General features: G+C 64.5%; 18 protein-coding genes and 1 pseudogene. 5 read left to right on the top strand and 14 right to left on the bottom strand.

The window, feature by feature from the left end; all coding sequences use genetic code 11:
• The coding region (locus ACFR99_RS14150) for a TIGR04053 family radical SAM/SPASM domain-containing protein (protein WP_390288436.1) at positions 1-996 on the bottom strand (996 nt) is incomplete at its 3' end.
• Positions 997-1,143: 147 nt separating this feature from the next.
• On the opposite strand from ACFR99_RS14150, the gene ACFR99_RS14145 reads away from it, so the two are divergent.
• Entirely contained in the window at positions 1,144-1,491 is a 348-nt protein-coding gene (locus tag ACFR99_RS14145; protein WP_390288434.1) for an Htur_1727 family rSAM-partnered candidate RiPP, read from the top strand.
• The gene (locus tag ACFR99_RS14140; RefSeq protein WP_390288432.1) at positions 1,488-2,705 is read left to right on the top strand and encodes a TIGR04347 family pseudo-SAM/SPASM protein; all 1,218 of its coding nucleotides are present in this window, start codon (positions 1,488-1,490) and stop codon (positions 2,703-2,705) included. The genes ACFR99_RS14145 and ACFR99_RS14140 overlap by 4 nt, the downstream gene beginning before the upstream one ends.
• Positions 2,706-2,766: 61 nt before the next feature.
• On the opposite strand, the gene ACFR99_RS20390 is transcribed toward ACFR99_RS14140, so the two are convergent.
• From ACFR99_RS20390 to ACFR99_RS14125, 4 genes and pseudogenes are all read right to left on the bottom strand, one after another.
• Complete coding sequence (locus tag ACFR99_RS20390; RefSeq protein WP_465260903.1) at positions 2,767-2,898, bottom strand: DUF7577 domain-containing protein; 132 nt, start codon at positions 2,896-2,898, stop codon at positions 2,767-2,769.
• Positions 2,899-2,982: 84 nt separating this feature from the next.
• On the bottom strand, positions 2,983-3,285 hold the full coding sequence (locus ACFR99_RS14135) for a CGCGG family putative rSAM-modified RiPP protein (RefSeq protein ID WP_390288430.1): 303 nt from the start codon (positions 3,283-3,285) through the stop codon (positions 2,983-2,985).
• Positions 3,286-3,355: 70 nt separating this feature from the next.
• Positions 3,356-3,769 (bottom strand): MoaD/ThiS family protein, encoded by a 414-nt coding sequence (locus ACFR99_RS14130; RefSeq protein ID WP_390288428.1) that lies wholly within the window; start codon positions 3,767-3,769, stop codon positions 3,356-3,358.
• Between the two features lie 170 nt (positions 3,770-3,939).
• Positions 3,940-4,071, bottom strand: a pseudogene (locus tag ACFR99_RS14125) (DUF8159 domain-containing protein); the annotation flags it as partial.
• 350 nt (positions 4,072-4,421) lie between these two features.
• Between ACFR99_RS14125 and ACFR99_RS14120 the strand changes: the two are divergent.
• Positions 4,422-4,703, top strand: a complete 282-nt coding sequence (locus tag ACFR99_RS14120) for a HalOD1 output domain-containing protein (protein ID WP_390288426.1) — start codon at positions 4,422-4,424, stop codon at positions 4,701-4,703.
• Between the two features lie 132 nt (positions 4,704-4,835).
• On the opposite strand, the gene ACFR99_RS14115 is transcribed toward ACFR99_RS14120, so the two are convergent.
• Positions 4,836-5,588, bottom strand: coding sequence for a ribonuclease H-like domain-containing protein (locus tag ACFR99_RS14115; protein WP_390288424.1), 753 nt, complete (start codon positions 5,586-5,588; stop codon positions 4,836-4,838).
• A 188-nt stretch (positions 5,589-5,776) separates the two neighbouring features.
• Between ACFR99_RS14115 and ACFR99_RS14110 the strand changes: the two genes are divergently transcribed.
• Entirely contained in the window at positions 5,777-6,535 is a 759-nt protein-coding gene (locus ACFR99_RS14110) for a DUF7547 family protein (RefSeq protein WP_390288422.1), read from the top strand.
• Here the strand turns inward: ACFR99_RS14110 and ACFR99_RS14105 are convergent.
• The 3 genes from ACFR99_RS14105 to hflX all read right to left on the bottom strand — a co-directional run bounded on the left by ACFR99_RS14105 (position 6,532) and on the right by hflX (position 9,568).
• Positions 6,532-6,891: a nucleic acid-binding protein gene (locus tag ACFR99_RS14105; protein WP_390288420.1), complete on the bottom strand. Its 360-nt coding sequence runs from the start codon at positions 6,889-6,891 to the stop codon at positions 6,532-6,534. The genes ACFR99_RS14110 and ACFR99_RS14105 overlap by 4 nt on opposite strands.
• A complete protein-coding gene (locus ACFR99_RS14100) occupies positions 6,888-8,045 on the bottom strand; it encodes a thiolase family protein (protein WP_390288418.1) in 1,158 nt (385 codons plus the stop codon). Before ACFR99_RS14100 ends, ACFR99_RS14105 begins: the two co-directional genes overlap by 4 nt.
• A 221-nt stretch (positions 8,046-8,266) precedes the next feature.
• Entirely contained in the window at positions 8,267-9,568 is a 1,302-nt protein-coding gene (gene hflX, locus ACFR99_RS14095; RefSeq protein ID WP_390288416.1) for a GTPase HflX, read from the bottom strand.
• A gap of 373 nt (positions 9,569-9,941) precedes the next feature.
• On the opposite strand from hflX, the gene ACFR99_RS14090 reads away from it, so the two are divergent.
• Positions 9,942-10,259, top strand: coding sequence for an FUN14 domain-containing protein (locus ACFR99_RS14090; protein WP_390288414.1), 318 nt, complete (start codon positions 9,942-9,944; stop codon positions 10,257-10,259).
• 18 nt (positions 10,260-10,277) lie between these two features.
• On the opposite strand, the gene ACFR99_RS14085 is transcribed toward ACFR99_RS14090, so the two are convergent.
• The 5 genes from ACFR99_RS14085 to ACFR99_RS14065 form a co-directional block, all read right to left on the bottom strand.
• Positions 10,278-11,003: a ribosome assembly factor SBDS gene (locus ACFR99_RS14085; protein WP_390288412.1), complete on the bottom strand. Its 726-nt coding sequence runs from the start codon at positions 11,001-11,003 to the stop codon at positions 10,278-10,280.
• A gap of 152 nt (positions 11,004-11,155) precedes the next feature.
• A complete protein-coding gene (gene psmA / locus ACFR99_RS14080; RefSeq protein ID WP_390288410.1) occupies positions 11,156-11,911 on the bottom strand; it encodes an archaeal proteasome endopeptidase complex subunit alpha in 756 nt (251 codons plus the stop codon).
• Between the two features lie 4 nt (positions 11,912-11,915).
• Complete coding sequence (locus tag ACFR99_RS14075) at positions 11,916-12,401, bottom strand: Rpp14/Pop5 family protein (RefSeq protein WP_390288408.1); 486 nt, start codon at positions 12,399-12,401, stop codon at positions 11,916-11,918.
• On the bottom strand, positions 12,398-13,030 hold the full coding sequence (locus ACFR99_RS14070; RefSeq protein WP_390288406.1) for a class I SAM-dependent methyltransferase: 633 nt from the start codon (positions 13,028-13,030) through the stop codon (positions 12,398-12,400). The genes ACFR99_RS14075 and ACFR99_RS14070 overlap by 4 nt, the downstream gene beginning before the upstream one ends.
• Entirely contained in the window at positions 13,014-13,718 is a 705-nt protein-coding gene (locus ACFR99_RS14065; RefSeq protein ID WP_390288404.1) for an RNase P subunit p30 family protein, read from the bottom strand. The genes ACFR99_RS14070 and ACFR99_RS14065 overlap by 17 nt, the downstream gene beginning before the upstream one ends.
• Between the last annotated feature and the right edge of the window lie 240 nt (positions 13,719-13,958).

Here is a 13,958-nt window from a genome sequence, read left to right as displayed (position 1 = left end):
GCTGCCGCCACAGACGTGGCGGTACGGACAGGCCCCGCACTTGCCCGCAAGCTGGTCACGGTCGCGCAGCGACTGGAACAGCGGCGATTCGCGGTAGATCTCTGTCACTGGCCGCTCGCGGACGTTGCCTGCGGATTCGGGGAGGAACCCCGAGGGAAACACCTCGCCCGTGTGACTGACGAACGCGAAGCCGTCGCCCGCGACGATGCCCGTCCGGCGCTGGATGCCGGGATCGGGTGTGGATCCGTCGGTGTCGCCGTCGGCCGGGGCGTCCTGGCGCTGCATCGCGACACGCCGGTACTGTGGGGCCTCGGTCGTCTTCACGCCGAAGGGTTCCGTCTCGCTGACCTCGGCCAGCCAGTCCATCACCGCGTCGGCTCGCTCGGGCGAGACCGGCTCGAGGATCCGGCCGCGACCGACGGGCACGAGGAAGAACACGCTCCACATGACGGCGCCGATCTCGGTCAGTAGCTCCCGGATAGCGGGGAGTTCGTCGACGGTCTGCCGGCAGACCGTGGTGTTGACCTGAACCGGCAGGCCAGCCGCCCGAGCGTCCTCGACGGCCCGGATCGTCTCCTCGAAGCTGCCGTTCTCGCCGCGGAAGGCGTCGTGGGTCGCCGGCGAGGCACCGTCGAGGCTGACAGCCATGCGCTTGAGGCCAGCGTCGGCCATCGCCTCGATGCGATCGGCGGTCAGCGAGCCCGTCCCGCTGGGCGTGATCGTCATCCGGAGTCCGAGATCGTCGCCGTGGCCGATCAGTTCCGCGACGTCGTCGCGGACGAGCGGGTCCCCACCCGAGAGGACGACCAACTGGCCGTCACCGAACTCGGCTGCGTCCTCGAGCAACGCCTTCCCCTCCGCCGTCGAGAGTTCGTCAGGGTGCCGTTGGGGCCTGGCGTCGGCTCGGCAGTGATCGCAGGCGAGGCCACAGGCCTGAGTGAGTTCCCAGATGAGAACGAACGGTCGCTCGGACGTATCGAGAGTCCCGGGGCGCATACGGGAGACTGCGCATCGAACGACCGAAAACGCGGCCGTCGTTCCCGCTTCTCGAGAAGACGGGAAGATGTTCGACCGATCGCCGCGGTGTTCCCACGCGCTGGGAGGTGACGGAACGGCCTTCGGTATCGTCTCGTAGATGTCGATATGGTCGAGAACGCACGCCGATCGCCCGTCGCGAGCGACGAACGGGGGAACCCGACTCCGCAGTGGGAAATCTTCGTTCGTGAGGACGCGGACGACTCGATGCACCACGTCGGCAGCGTCGCCGCTGCGAGCGCGACGGAAGCCCACGAACACGCGTCCCGCCTGTTCGGCTGGGATGCCGCCGACCTCTGGCTCTGCCCGGCCGAGGCAGTCGAACGGTACTCGACGCGAGGGCTCACGAACGCGGTCGACGACCGAACGGACGAGGCCGGCGTCGCGAACGACGCGGACGAGAAACCGCGCATCGACGAAGCGACCGACGGGAACCCGGAGGTGCGGGACGCGTGATTTCGATCAGCAAACTCCTGTGTGATCTCGACGCGGAGGGTGACGGCCTCCGCTACGACGCAGCCGAGGACTCCAAGAAGCCACAGATCACCGACGAGAAACAGCGACGACCCGTCGTCGTCTGGAATACGACTCGTCGGTGTAACCTCTACTGTTCGCACTGCTATGCCGGTGCGGAACTCGAGCCCGCCACCGGCGAGTTCACGACCGCCGAAGGGAAGGCGTTCCTCGAGCAACTCGCCGACTACGGCGCGCCGGTCGTACTCTTCTCCGGCGGCGAGCCGCTCGTCCGCGACGATCTGGTCGAACTCGTCGCCCACGCGGCCGACCTGGGACTGCGGCCGGTGCTGTCCTCGAACGGTACCCTCATCACCCGCGAGAAGGCTGCAGCGTTGCGCGATGCCGGGCTCCAGTACGCCGGCATCTCGGTCGACGGCCTCCCCAAACGGAACGATCGGTTCCGCGGCGAGGAGGGCGCGTTCGACGCCGCCGTCCGCGGCATCGAGCACTGTCTCGATGTCGGCCTCAAGACTGGGCTGCGATACACGATCACCGAAGCCAACGCGCCCGACCTCGAGGGGGTCGTTGACTTGCTCGCCGAGAAAGGCCTCGATCGGTTCTGTTTTTACCACCTCGATTACGGCGGCCGCGGGGCCGAGATCGTCGACGCCGACCTCACCCCCGAAGAGAAACGTGAGGCGGTCCGGCGCGTGGCGGATCTCACGCTCGAGTATCACGACCGCGGCGAGGAAATCGAGACGCTACTGGTGGGCAACTACGCTGACGCGGCCTTCCTCGTCGAGTACGCCCGCGAGGAGTTCGGCGAGGCGAAAGCGCAGGCAGTCTACGACTACCTCGAGCGAAACGGCGGCGATCCGACGGGCGAGCGGATCGCCGACGTCGACTATCAGGGTAACGTCCACCTCACGCAGTTCTGGCAGGGGTACAGCCTCGGCAACGTCCGAGACCGGCCGTTCGGCGAGATCTGGGAGGACGAGTCGAACCCGCTGCTCGAGGCGCTTCGCAACCGCGAGGCGCATCTCAAAGGGAAGTGTGCGGAGTGTCAGTACCAGTCGATCTGTCGCGGCGGGTCGCGGCTGCGCGCGCTCGCAGCGACCGGCGACCTCTTCGAGCCCGACCCGCAGTGTTACCTCACCACGGACGAAGTTCGCGGCGAGAGTGGCGGGCCAGTCGCCGGCAGCGCCGCGGACTGATACCTCCGGAGGGAAACCAGCACGCGGTGACCGATTCCGTCTCGAGCCGCCGGGGCCGGTACTATCGACTGGAATCGGGTCGCATGGGAAGCTCCGTGAGACACTGTCGACAGTACGTGAACCAGTGGTCGTTTTTCGTTTCACAGACCCGACAGGTGACCGGGTCGTCGATCGCGTTCGCTCGAGTACTCATCGTCGGTTCTAGCGAGCGCAGCGACATAGCTCACGGCCTGACGACTGCAAGGACTCGAGAGCGGGTCCCGGAGCCACGAGCGGCCTACCCGTCGAGATACACGCGCGTCACGTGGCCGCCACAGCCACACTGATCGACGTATTCGAATCGCAGCTCGTCGAACGCGGCCTCGAGTTCGTTCCAGAGGTACGTCTCGGGGAGACCGTGTTCGCCGTGGGTGACGAGGTTGACGTGGGTGCCGGCCGCCATCGCGTCGATCGCGTCTTTCGCCTGCTCGACGACCAGCCGCCGATCCGCGGCGTGTTCGGGTTTCTCGAGGTTCGCGGACCACGAGACGTCGTGGTCGCGTCGCGTGACTGGTTCGACGTCGGCGACGTCTTCGGTCATAGTCGTCACTCGGGTGGCGACGGCCGTAATCTCTGAGTCGAACGTGTTCGGACACTCGGTGACGTCGCGCTCAACAGCAGAACATGAAGGGATAGATGAGCGCGACGCGATCGTCGTCGGTCAGTTCCGCCTCGAATCCCCCGAGATGCTCGTTGAATCGGCCGTTGATGCAGACCCGCGCGTACGGCCGGGTCTGATCACCTTCCGGATTCTTGCGCCACGTACCGGGCAAGTCGTCGGGCACCGGTGCCCAGCCGCTATGTGTGGCCTCGGCCTCGGTTTCGGCGATGAGCATGTCCTCGAGGTCGTGCTCCTCGAAGAAAGCCTCGAGGAAGTCCCGAAGCCGGTCGCCCTCGAAGGTGAACTCGAGTTCGTGGGTGCCGACGGCATCGCGGACGTGGCCGGTACAGCGGACGGTGACGGTCGTCGTCTCGGGTTCCCCGCTTGTCGTCTCCGTGGCCGGTCGCTGGTCGGTGGCGGTCATTGTTCGATCTGATCCCATGAGTGAGCGTTCTACGGGACGAGACGGGAAACCCTCCGTTCCGAACGTGTTCGGCTCGAAGGCGGCTCGAGGATGTCACAGAGACGTAACCGACGGACCGAACGGGTCCAAACCCCCACCGGAGCAGCGGCCGACGGCAAGGAGAATTCGCATTACGTCTCCGGCGAGACATCGACATCCGGTTCGTACCGCTGTGACTCGATCGTGCTCACGACCAGTTCGCCGTACTCGGCGGCGCTCAGTTCGCCCGTGTTGTACGCCTCGGCGTGTGTCGTCTCGATCGTCGTCCACGGGATCACCGCGACGCCGGCCGTTCGCTGGCTCGAGGCGCGAGCCGAGTGATCGTCTCACACCTGAAACAGTGGGACTTCGCCTCGCTGTCACCCTACTACAGTTCGATGAAACGTCTCGTTTCTAGATGAAATCCCGCTTTCTCGTCGCTACAACCAGTGATTGCACGGAGACTGTCTGCTTTTAAACAGTTTTAGTTCCCGTGAATACAATAAAATGAGTAAATACTTATTGCCCAATAATGGCTCTATTGTACATATATGGAGATTATTCTCCAGAAATGGTGTCCAGGATCTGGTTGAGGCCAGAGGATTTATACCGAATCGATGTAAGAGTCCGCCCAATGCTACTCTCAGTCGATCGCTCGGAACCGGCAGTCCGGCAGTCAGTGAGTTTCGACGTAATCGCGGCCGTCGCCGAGCGAGAAGGCATCGACCCGCTCGAGCTCGAACCACCCGAATACGACGCCCTCTACGACGTGATCAATCCTGAAGCGCTCGATGCACTCTTTGCAACACGCGAGAACGGGCGCCAGCGACCGACCGGCCGCGTCGAATTCACCTACTGTGGCTACCAAGTCGTCGTCACGAGCGACGGTGAGGTCGAGGTTTCCGACCGCGGGTGACCACGGCTTTTTCTGAGGTACACTCTCAGATATCGATATCGCGGAGCGGGACGTCGACGAGCGTCTCGCCGAGGTACCCATCACAGAGAAGAAAGGCCGGCAGGCACAGTTTCTCTTTCTCGGTGCAGTCGTTCACTCGTCGGCCAGTGCAGCCTCGAAGACGCGCTCGTGAAGCCGATCAGCGACGAGTTCCATCAGTGGCTCGAGATTGGCCGTGTCCGCGCGGTTGTACTCGACAAGGGTCTCGAGGGCACCGTCGTCGCCGCGTTCGTACTCCCGCCAGAGGCGCACCGCGTCACGGCCACTGATGTCGGGCATGTCCCGATCGATACCTACCTCTTGCTCGATCGTTTTCAGTCCGCCATCGAGCCCGATCTTCTGACAGGGATACATGAGATCGACGTGGGGGACGTCGATCTCGACGTCGAAACACGTCTCGAGGAAGGGCACGTCGAACCGCTGGCCGTTGAAGGTGACGAGCAGGGCCGCCTCCTCGAGTTCGCGTGCGAGGCGATCGCTCGTCAGGTCGCGCCCGTTGACGAACGTCTTCGTCTTGCCTCCCTGGTGGAGGCTGACGGTCGTCACGTCGTTCGTCTCGGCGCTGAGTCCGGTCGTTTCGATGTCCAGAAAGCAGGTCTCGTCGCTGACGTTCTCGTAGCACCGCCACCGGCTCGCGGCGGGCAAGGCCTCCGCGAAGACGGAGACGTCGCCCCGCTGCAGGTGGGTCCGGCCCTCATCGATGAACGTCTCGATCCGATCCGCGAGCGTCGAGCCGACGACGCTACCGTCGAACTCGTCCCAGTGAGTCACGCCGTTTTCCCACAGGCGTCGTTCCGTGGTTTCCCCGACGCCACGCACGGGAATGAAGCTGTTCTCGATTCGCACACCAGTTCAGGGGTTCGGTGGGGGTAAAAACGCTTGGATCGGTCGCAAACGTGCCGCTGGCGCCAGTGTACCGTTCCTGTCAGACAACCGTCGTCGACACCAGATCGCTCGAGGATCATCGGTCTGTCTATCAGGTTGTCTGATAGTCTGAGCGCCCACTTTTTGAGCCGGGCGGCCGTAGCGCACGTATGACCGACCGCGACGACGAACTCGTCGACGCCGTTCGCGAACTGACGCGAACGATCGAGGCGCTCCGCACGGAACTCGACGAGCCACGGCGACGCCGGCAGCTGCCGCTGCGACCGCCGACGCCACGCGAGGTACTACGGCTCACCGACGAGGTAGCGCTTCCCGCCGCGCTGGCCGTCCTCGAGGCCAGCGTCCGGACGCTCGAGGCGTTCCAGCGCGGCCTGCGGATCGTCCGGACCGAGGAGGTGGCCCGCGATCGGACGACGGCAGCCGCCGAGGCGACGAGCGATCGCGCGAGCGCACTCCGAGAGACGACGCTCTCCCAGCTCGATACGGTGTTGGCCGAACTCAACCGGGCCGTCTCGGAGGGGAGCCTGCCAGCGGACGAGGGAGCGCGCGAGCTTCTCACGGAGGCACGCGAGCTCCGCGACGACGTCGACGCGCGTCTCCGTGAAGCGACCGACCGTGGCCCCCAGTCGAGCGCGTCTGAGCCATCGGCGGCGACCGGGATCACGATCGACATCGAGGATGGGCCACCAGGGGACGCTGAAGAATCGTCCGACGAGAACCGCGACGACTCGGACTCGGCCGTCGACGTCGACGCCGAACTCGAGACGCTACGGGATCAGTACGGCGCGGACGCCGAGGATGCCGAGGACGCGGAGACGAACGGAACTGACAGTACGGGAGACGAGCCGGACACTAGTGACGAGACTGACGGCTCAGAAAACAGCGGTGACGGAGACGAGCGCCCTTAAACCGGTTCGAACCGGTAGCCGTCCCAGTCCTGGCTCTCGGGTTCGCGAATGCCCGCACCCGGTTCGCGGAGTTCGTCGACGTGGACCGGCTGAACCTCGTCGCCGGTTTCGACGTCGCCAGTGGTGAGCTGGCCGATCGCACGGACCGACTCACCGTCAACGTCGAACTCGACGATCGCGAGGTGGTTGGGCTCGCGGACGCCTGGCGGCGTTGCAGTGCTGGTCGTCCACGTCACGATTTCTGCGGTGTACTCGCTGAGATCGATCGTCTCCGCCGGATTCGCCCCACCGGGACCGCGCGGGTGGCCGGGGTAGCTGATCGAACCGTCCTCGTAGCGTGTCGCTTCCAGTGTCATTGTGCTGCCTCCATAATCGTAGTAATCACACAGTTGCCAAAGCCGCCCACGTTACAGCACAGCCCGACATCGGCGTCGACCTGTCGCGGGCCGGCCTCGCCCATGAGTTGTTCGTAGATCTCGACACCCTGTGCGACGCCGCTGGCCCCCAGTGGATGGCCCTTCGATTTGAGGCCACCCGAGGTGTTGATCGGCAACTCGCCGTCGCGTTCGGTGTATCCCTCCTCGACGAGTTTCCAGGCCTCACCCTGCTCGGCGAAGCCAAGTCCCTCCATCTGGAGGAACTCGAGAATCGTGAACATGTCGTGGAGTTCGGCGACGTCGATGTCGTCGGGCCCGTGTCCGCTCATCTCGTAGGCCCCCTTCCCGCTCTCGACGACGCCGCCCATTACGGTCGGATCCTCGCGCTCGTGGACGACGTGGGTGTCCGTCGCGCCGTCGATCCCCGAGATGACGACGTAGTCGTCGGTATACTCCTGAGCAACCGACTCGGGACAGAGCATCAGCGCCGCCGAGCCGTCCGTGATCGGACAGAAGTCGTACAGCCGCAACGGATCGGCGATGATCGGCGACTCGAGGATCGTCTCGAGATCGACTTCTTTCTGGAACTGGGCGTGCGGATTGTCGACGCCGTTCTTGTGGTTCTTGACGGCGACTTTCCCGAGACTCTCCCGGGGTGCGTCGAACCGCTCGAGATAGTGTCGCGCCGTCAAACCGGCAAACGACGGCAGTGTGACGCCGGTTTTGTACTCGGCGGGATGGGTCAACGACGCGATGACGTCGGTGGCCTCGCCGGTGGTCTTGTGGGTCATCTTCTCGCCGCCGACGAGCAGCGTCATGTCGCTGGCACCGCTGGCGACTGACTGCCAGGCGGCGAAGATTCCCGCACCGCCGCTGGAACTCGTCTGGTCGACCCGTTGTGTGTACGCCGGGATCGCGTCCAGATCGTGTGCCAGCGCGTTCGGGACGCCCGTCTGTCCCTCGAACTCGCCGCTTGCCATATTCGAGACGTACAGGTGTTCGACGTCGTCGGCGTCGACACCTGCGTCCTCGAGACACTCGATTCCTGCCTCCGCGAGGAGGTCCGTGATCCACTCGCCCTCGCGTTGCCCGAACTGGGTCATCGAGGCGCCAATGATCGCAACACGTTCCATATTTCAGGTGACTCTAGTCAGTGATTTATATGTGGGGGTCGTGACAGTGTTCGCTGCTTGACCGCCAACGGTCGAACGGGGGTTGCGTACCGGAATCCGTACTCGTGGGCAACAGTTAGTGAGTGCCTGAACGGGGTGTTATGAACCGGTAAGAGAGCACCGGCCGCTCGAGACGGAGGTGCTCGAGAAGCGATCGCCTCGGTCGACAGGGGAAGCAGCGGTCACGCCGACTCGGCTGCGGCCGTCCGCAGTTCACTCGCGCGCGAGCGTGCCTGTGAGACCACAGCGGGGCGCGCCTCGAAGGAGACGACGACGTCCTCGTCCCCATAGGTGACGTCGTCGACATGGGCGTTGTCGTGGAGCCACGAGACGACGCTCATCGTGTCGTCGGTCATCGGCAACAACAGGCGTTCTTCCTCCCAGTCGGGAAGTTCCTCGTCGATCCGCTCGAGCAGCCGGTCGACGTGCTGTCCCTCTTTGGCGCTGACCGCGACTGGATTCGGCGCGAGCGACGAGAGCGCCTCGCGTTTGTCGGCCAGTTCCTCGTCGCTGACCTGATCGATCTTGTTCAGGACGGTCACGATCGGAGCCTCGTTGCGCTCGTAGAGGGTATCGTGAGAGGTCACGAGCTTCTCGTGGATCTCGTCGATTGGCTCGCTGACGTCGACGACGAGCAAGACCAGATCCGCCCGATAGACAGAGTCGAGCGTCGACTTGAACGACTCGACCAGCCAGTGGGGGAGGTCGCTGATGAACCCGACGGTGTCGGTCACCAGCACGTCCCGGCGGTCGATATCCGCACGCCGGGTCGTCGTGCCGAGGGTCGTGAAGAGCTTGTCCTTCGACTCGGCCGTCGCGTCCAGATCGGGATGGAGATCCTCGTTTTCGGACACGTCGAGATCACTCGCGAGTCGCCGCAACAGGGTCGACTTGCCCGCGTTGGTGTAGCCGGCCAGCGCGACCAGATCGAACCCCGAGTCGCGCCGGCGCTCCCGGCGGTGCTGTTCGGTCTGCTCGATCCGCTCGAGTTCGTCTTTGATCCGGCTGATCTGGGCTTTGATGTCCTGCTCGCGGCTCTCGTCGTACTCACCCAGCCCCATGAACCCGGGGTGTTCCTCGCGCTTTGCGAGGCTCGTCTTGGCCTCCGCACGCGGGAGTTCGTACCGAAGCTCGGCGAGTTCGACCTGGAGCTGGGCCTTACGCGTCTGTGCGCGCTGGCCGAAGATCTCGAGGATGAGGGTGAACCGATCGATGACCTCGACGCCTTCGGGCAGGAGTTGGCCGAGGTTGTACGTCTGATAAGGGCCGAGCCGGTTGTCGAAGATGACGGTCGTGGCGTCGGTGTCCTCGACTAACGCGGCCAGTTCCTCGGCTTTCCCCTCGCCGATCTGGAGGGCCGGATCGGCTCGTCTGGACTGTGTAATCTCGCCGACGACGGTGTACCCCGCCGCCCGGGCCAGATCGCGGATCTCGCTCGTGTCGGGCGTGCCTGAATCGACGCGTTTGACGATGATAGTGTTCATGCAGAGAGAGCTGCGTCCTCCGGGCGTGATCGGGCATCGTCGCTCGGGTACCGCGGCTCGTCGAGCCGACGCGGCATCGGCCGCACGCGCCGGGTGAGTCGACGAGACGGACACTGCTGCAGTGACCCGGGTACGCTAACGATGCCGGTCGAACACCTCCGTTGGACGGACGTGGCTCATACCCACCCGTACGCGACGAGTCGTCTTGAATCCAGTGCCCGATCCCGTCGTCCGATTTGTTCCGTGGATCGACGCTCACACGTGGAAGCCGCCGCAGTCTCGCGGGTGCCGCGTTTCGGGTCCGGTCGACCACTGCCGGCGAACAGTACCCGATCACAACAGTCATAGGAGCCGACTCGAATGGGTTCGGATGATGATCGACCTCGATCCGACCGCACTCGGCCTCGAGTTCGGGGGCGGTGCCGTTATCGGCGGTCTCATCGGCTTTGCTGCCAAAAAGATCGCGAAGCTGCTCGCGGTCATGGTCGGCGTCCAGCTGATGGTCTTTCGCTATCTCGAGTCCCAGGGCATCATCACGGTGGACTGGAGCCGTCTCTCGGCTGGGCTTCTCCGAACGCAGGACCACGCTCAGCACGCAGCGAATACCCCGTGGATTCAGTCGCTCGTCTCGACGCTGTCGATCGGCGCGGGCTTTACCAGTGGCTTCCTGATCGGCTTCAAACGAGGGTAGCGATTGCAGGCCAGCCCGCTATCGCGTCTTCAGATCGTCTTTGTCCTTGATGATCTCCGTTTCGGCTTCGCCGCTGGTGTATTCGTTGACCTCGTTGTAGAACTCGTTTTGCAGTCCCGCCGGGAACGTCAGCACGCCGATCCACGAGCCGTCGTTTTGCCACTCCTCGCGCTCTAACTCGCCGAACTGCCGGATCTGGGCCTGTGCGCTGCCGGCGTAGTCGGCCGGTACCTGCACCGCAACAGTGACCTCTTCGAACCGGATCGGAATGACCGGACGGAGCGCGTCGAGGGCGTCGTCGACCTGCGCCTGAACCGGCTCCATCGGATCGACGGTGAAGCCAGCCTCCTCGAGGGCGTTCTCGATCCGTTCGGGTGGGTGAGGCGCGTTGTCCATCTGCGGGTTGACCGCGTTGCGCGTGATCGTGTCGATCAACTGCTTGCGCTTTTGCTCTTGCATTTCGCGGCGCTGATCTGCCGTAATCTGGATCTCTCCCTGCTTGATCACCTCGGGGATGATCTCGAGTGGATCCGTCGTATCGAAGACCTTCTCGAGATCGCTCTCGGCCGGTCGATCCCCACGAGAGGCGTTTTCGAAGACGTCCTCGGCCGCGATGACGTCCTCTAAGTCGCCCTCGAACTCGTCGCGTTTGATCGCCAGCGCTGCATCCGGGTCTACGAGCACTTCGAAGCGCGCCCCGTGTGACTCGAGTCGCGCCGTCACCGCCTCGTCGAGCGAAATCATACCTCATGATTCCTGCGCCAATTTAAAGAGTGTTTCCCGACGACTGACCGCTGTCGATGCGGACGCACGGCCGAGACGACGGCGGCGCGGCGAAAACGAGAGACGGACGACTCGAGAAGCAGTGAGCGAACGTGAAAACGGATCAGGCGGGGTTACTCGTCGGTCGCGTCCTCGCCGGTGTCGAGGAGGTCGTTCTCCTCGAGGTAGCCCTCGATCCGATCTTTGTCGAACTGTTCGAAGGTCTCGGTTTCGACGTCGACGGTCGCCAGCCCCACTTCGTTGGGAAGCAGGGAGCCATCGTTGACCGACGCGAGCGCGTCGAGTGCGAGTTGGATGCCACCATCGAGGTCGGCCTCGTCGTCGTAGTTCTCCTCGAGGTAGTTCTGGAGTTCGCCGCGGTCGGCACCGACGGCCAGCGCCTTCCATTCGTAGGGGGTCCCCGAGGGGTCGGTCTCGAACAGCCGCGGTTCGCCGTTGTCGATGCCGCCGACGATCAGCGCGACGCCGAACGGTCGGGCACCGCCGACCTGCGTGTACTGCTGGATGTGATCAGTGACCTCCTTGGTTAGCGTCTCGACGCCGATCGGTTCGCCGTAGCGCAGCTGGTTGACCTGCGCCTGGCGGCGGGCGAAGTCGATCAGCTGACGGGCGTCGGCGACGTGGCCCGCGCTGGCGATGCCGACGTGGTCGTCTGCCTTGTGAATCTTCTCGACGCTCGAGTCCTCGAGCAGCGGGGAGGGGACTCGTTTGTCGACGGCCAGCACGACGCCGTCGTTCGTTCGAACGCCGATACTGGCTGTTCCTCGCTTGACCGCCTCGCGAGCGTACTCGACCTGGTAGAGTCGGCCGTCGGGCGAGAAGATCGTGATGCCACGGTCGTACGCCTGCTGTTGGGCTTGTCCCTGCATAGTATCACGCTAAATCGTAATCGAGGTCTGTCGCGCCCGCGAACGCCTCATCGAGTCGAACGTCACCAACGCTGTCCCGCAGGACGGCGACTCGCTCCTCGTTCCCGAACACGACGTTTCTCTCTTCGGAATCTTGCCCGCGTCGCCGTAAATAGTTTTCTTCAGCGGCACGGATCGTGCCACTGATACCCCGGACGCGAACGCCGACGGGAGCACTATCGATCTCGTCGATACACGCGAGTGCCGCGCGGGCAGGCTCTGTCTCGCCGCGGCGGACTCTGACGATCGCTTCGCCCGTTCCGTCGTCGAAGGAAAACCGCATGACTGTGAGATCGGCGTCGGCGCTACCCGGATCGCCCAGCAGATTCTGGCCTGCATACCAGAGTTCGCGCTGGAACGATCGCCTGCCGATCCGCTCGTCCGGCCAGGTCTCGAGTTCGATGGCGAGATAGCGCCAGCGCGGCCGGAGGTGTTTCGGGAGGTGTTTCATTCGTCGGCTGCCACGTCGCTGCCAGTCGGATTCCGTTCGGCGACCAGCACGCCCACCTGGTCGTGGACGCGTTCGACCGCCGTCAGCGAGAAGCCCGCGTCGGTAAGAGCGTCAGCGAGGGTGCCGACGGTCGCCGGATCGTCGACGGCGGGTGTATAGAAGGGGTCGTCGGGGTCGGGATCGCCGAAGAACATCACGTCGCCGAGGACGAATTTCCGGGGCTCGAGGGCGGCGATGACGTCGATCGCCTCGCGTTTTTCGTCGTCCGAGAGGTGGTGGAACGCGAAGTTCGTGGTGACTATGTCGACCGGCCCCTCGTAGTCCGGTTCTCGGAACGTGCCGTGGCCGAACTCGACGTTCTCGAGGCTCGCCTCGTCGGCCTTCTGCCGGGCTTGCTCGAGCATCCCCTCGCTGATATCGCGGCCGACGACGCGCGCGGCATCGGGGGCGAGTGCGAGCGCGATCGCACCGGTCCCGGTGCCGAGATCGAGGACGGTGTCGTCGGGCTCGGCTGCGGCGTGTTCGACGACGAGGTTCGCACAGGCGTGGTACTCCTCGGATTTCGAGTCGTCGTACGCGCCGGCTTTCTCGTCGAACCGAGCGGCGTGTTCCTCAAGACTCTTCTTCATATCTACCCCGTTCGACGCCCGGCTCAATGAACGACTCGGAGTGGACGTGGCGGTTTCGCTCGGCCAGCCGTCCCCACTCCGCCAGCCCGTCTTCGATGAACGCTCGCGTAACGCCGATCTCCTCGCCGAGGGCCGTGAGTTCTCGGGGGGCTCGCACCTCGAGATGCGAGGTCGGCTCGGCGCTGACGACGTAGGGCGCGTCGTAGTGCTCGACGATCTCTCGGAGCTTCCGCAACGACTGGAGGGTTCGGACCCGACGCCCACCGCTTTCCCGAAGGACACCCGAGAGGTCGAACTCGAGGCGGACGCCGTTCTCGACGGCGGCTTTCACGAGGACGTGATTGATGTCGCCGTCGCCGGCCATCGGGTGGGCGAGCACGTCGACTTTCGCCTGTTCGACCGCAAACCGGTTCATGGCGTTCGTCCCACCGTGGACCGCGACGATCGTCTCGGACGTCCGATAGTTGCCGACGGCACCGCTGGCCTGCTGTCGATCGTCGGCCCGAATCTCGACACCCTCGACGACGTCGATCCCGTACTCGTCGCGGATTCGCTCGGGATCGTACTCGGCTCGAGCGTCGGAATGATTGCGCACGACCACGCCCTCGAAGCCGTAGTCGGCCGCCGTTTTCGCGAGCCTGGCGACCGTGCTCTGTCCGTCGGGGTAGGCGTGGACGGCCTCGTACATACTCGAACCGTCTCACGGGGTCGACTTGGGGTTTGCGCCATGCAGTAGCGCAAACGAGCAGCCGAATACAGAACGTCGTGGCCGGGAGCGTGTCCGAGTGAATGCGAGGACGCGCGACCCGGGGGAGGGCAGGCCGTTACCCGACCTCACCGCGAGCGAACCCGAAGGGTGAGCGAGCGGGCCGACGACTGATGTGGAGACCCGCGTAGCGGGTCGGAACGGAAGGAGGAGTGCTTTTAT

Source organism: Haloarchaeobius amylolyticus, from assembly GCF_042678045.1.
GTDB lineage: Archaea > Halobacteriota > Halobacteria > Halobacteriales > Natrialbaceae > Natrinema > Natrinema amylolyticus_A.
The sequence above is the reverse complement of the archived record's forward strand: the minus strand, read 5'-3'. Positions and strand labels throughout refer to the sequence as shown.

What these genes read in the sequence shown, in the direction of transcription:
- ACFR99_RS14145 (WP_390288434.1), top strand. Translation starts at nt 1,144, where the DNA reads ATGGTCGAGAACGCACGCCGATCGCCCGTCGCGAGCGACGAACGGGGG.
- ACFR99_RS20390 (WP_465260903.1), bottom strand. Translation starts at nt 2,898, where the DNA reads ATGAGTACTCGAGCGAACGCGATCGACGACCCGGTCACCTGTCGGGTC.
- ACFR99_RS14135 (WP_390288430.1), bottom strand. Translation starts at nt 3,285, where the DNA reads ATGACCGAAGACGTCGCCGACGTCGAACCAGTCACGCGACGCGACCAC.
- ACFR99_RS14130 (WP_390288428.1), bottom strand. Translation starts at nt 3,769, where the DNA reads ATGACCGCCACCGACCAGCGACCGGCCACGGAGACGACAAGCGGGGAA.
- ACFR99_RS14120 (WP_390288426.1), top strand. Translation starts at nt 4,422, where the DNA reads ATGCTACTCTCAGTCGATCGCTCGGAACCGGCAGTCCGGCAGTCAGTG.
- ACFR99_RS14110 (WP_390288422.1), top strand. Translation starts at nt 5,777, where the DNA reads ATGACCGACCGCGACGACGAACTCGTCGACGCCGTTCGCGAACTGACG.
- ACFR99_RS14105 (WP_390288420.1), bottom strand. Translation starts at nt 6,891, where the DNA reads ATGACACTGGAAGCGACACGCTACGAGGACGGTTCGATCAGCTACCCC.
- ACFR99_RS14100 (WP_390288418.1), bottom strand. Translation starts at nt 8,045, where the DNA reads ATGGAACGTGTTGCGATCATTGGCGCCTCGATGACCCAGTTCGGGCAA.
- hflX (WP_390288416.1), bottom strand. Translation starts at nt 9,568, where the DNA reads ATGAACACTATCATCGTCAAACGCGTCGATTCAGGCACGCCCGACACG.
- ACFR99_RS14090 (WP_390288414.1), top strand. Translation starts at nt 9,942, where the DNA reads ATGATCGACCTCGATCCGACCGCACTCGGCCTCGAGTTCGGGGGCGGT.
- ACFR99_RS14085 (WP_390288412.1), bottom strand. Translation starts at nt 11,003, where the DNA reads ATGATTTCGCTCGACGAGGCGGTGACGGCGCGACTCGAGTCACACGGG.
- psmA (WP_390288410.1), bottom strand. Translation starts at nt 11,911, where the DNA reads ATGCAGGGACAAGCCCAACAGCAGGCGTACGACCGTGGCATCACGATC.
- ACFR99_RS14075 (WP_390288408.1), bottom strand. Translation starts at nt 12,401, where the DNA reads ATGAAACACCTCCCGAAACACCTCCGGCCGCGCTGGCGCTATCTCGCC.
- ACFR99_RS14070 (WP_390288406.1), bottom strand. Translation starts at nt 13,030, where the DNA reads ATGAAGAAGAGTCTTGAGGAACACGCCGCTCGGTTCGACGAGAAAGCC.
- ACFR99_RS14065 (WP_390288404.1), bottom strand. Translation starts at nt 13,718, where the DNA reads ATGTACGAGGCCGTCCACGCCTACCCCGACGGACAGAGCACGGTCGCC.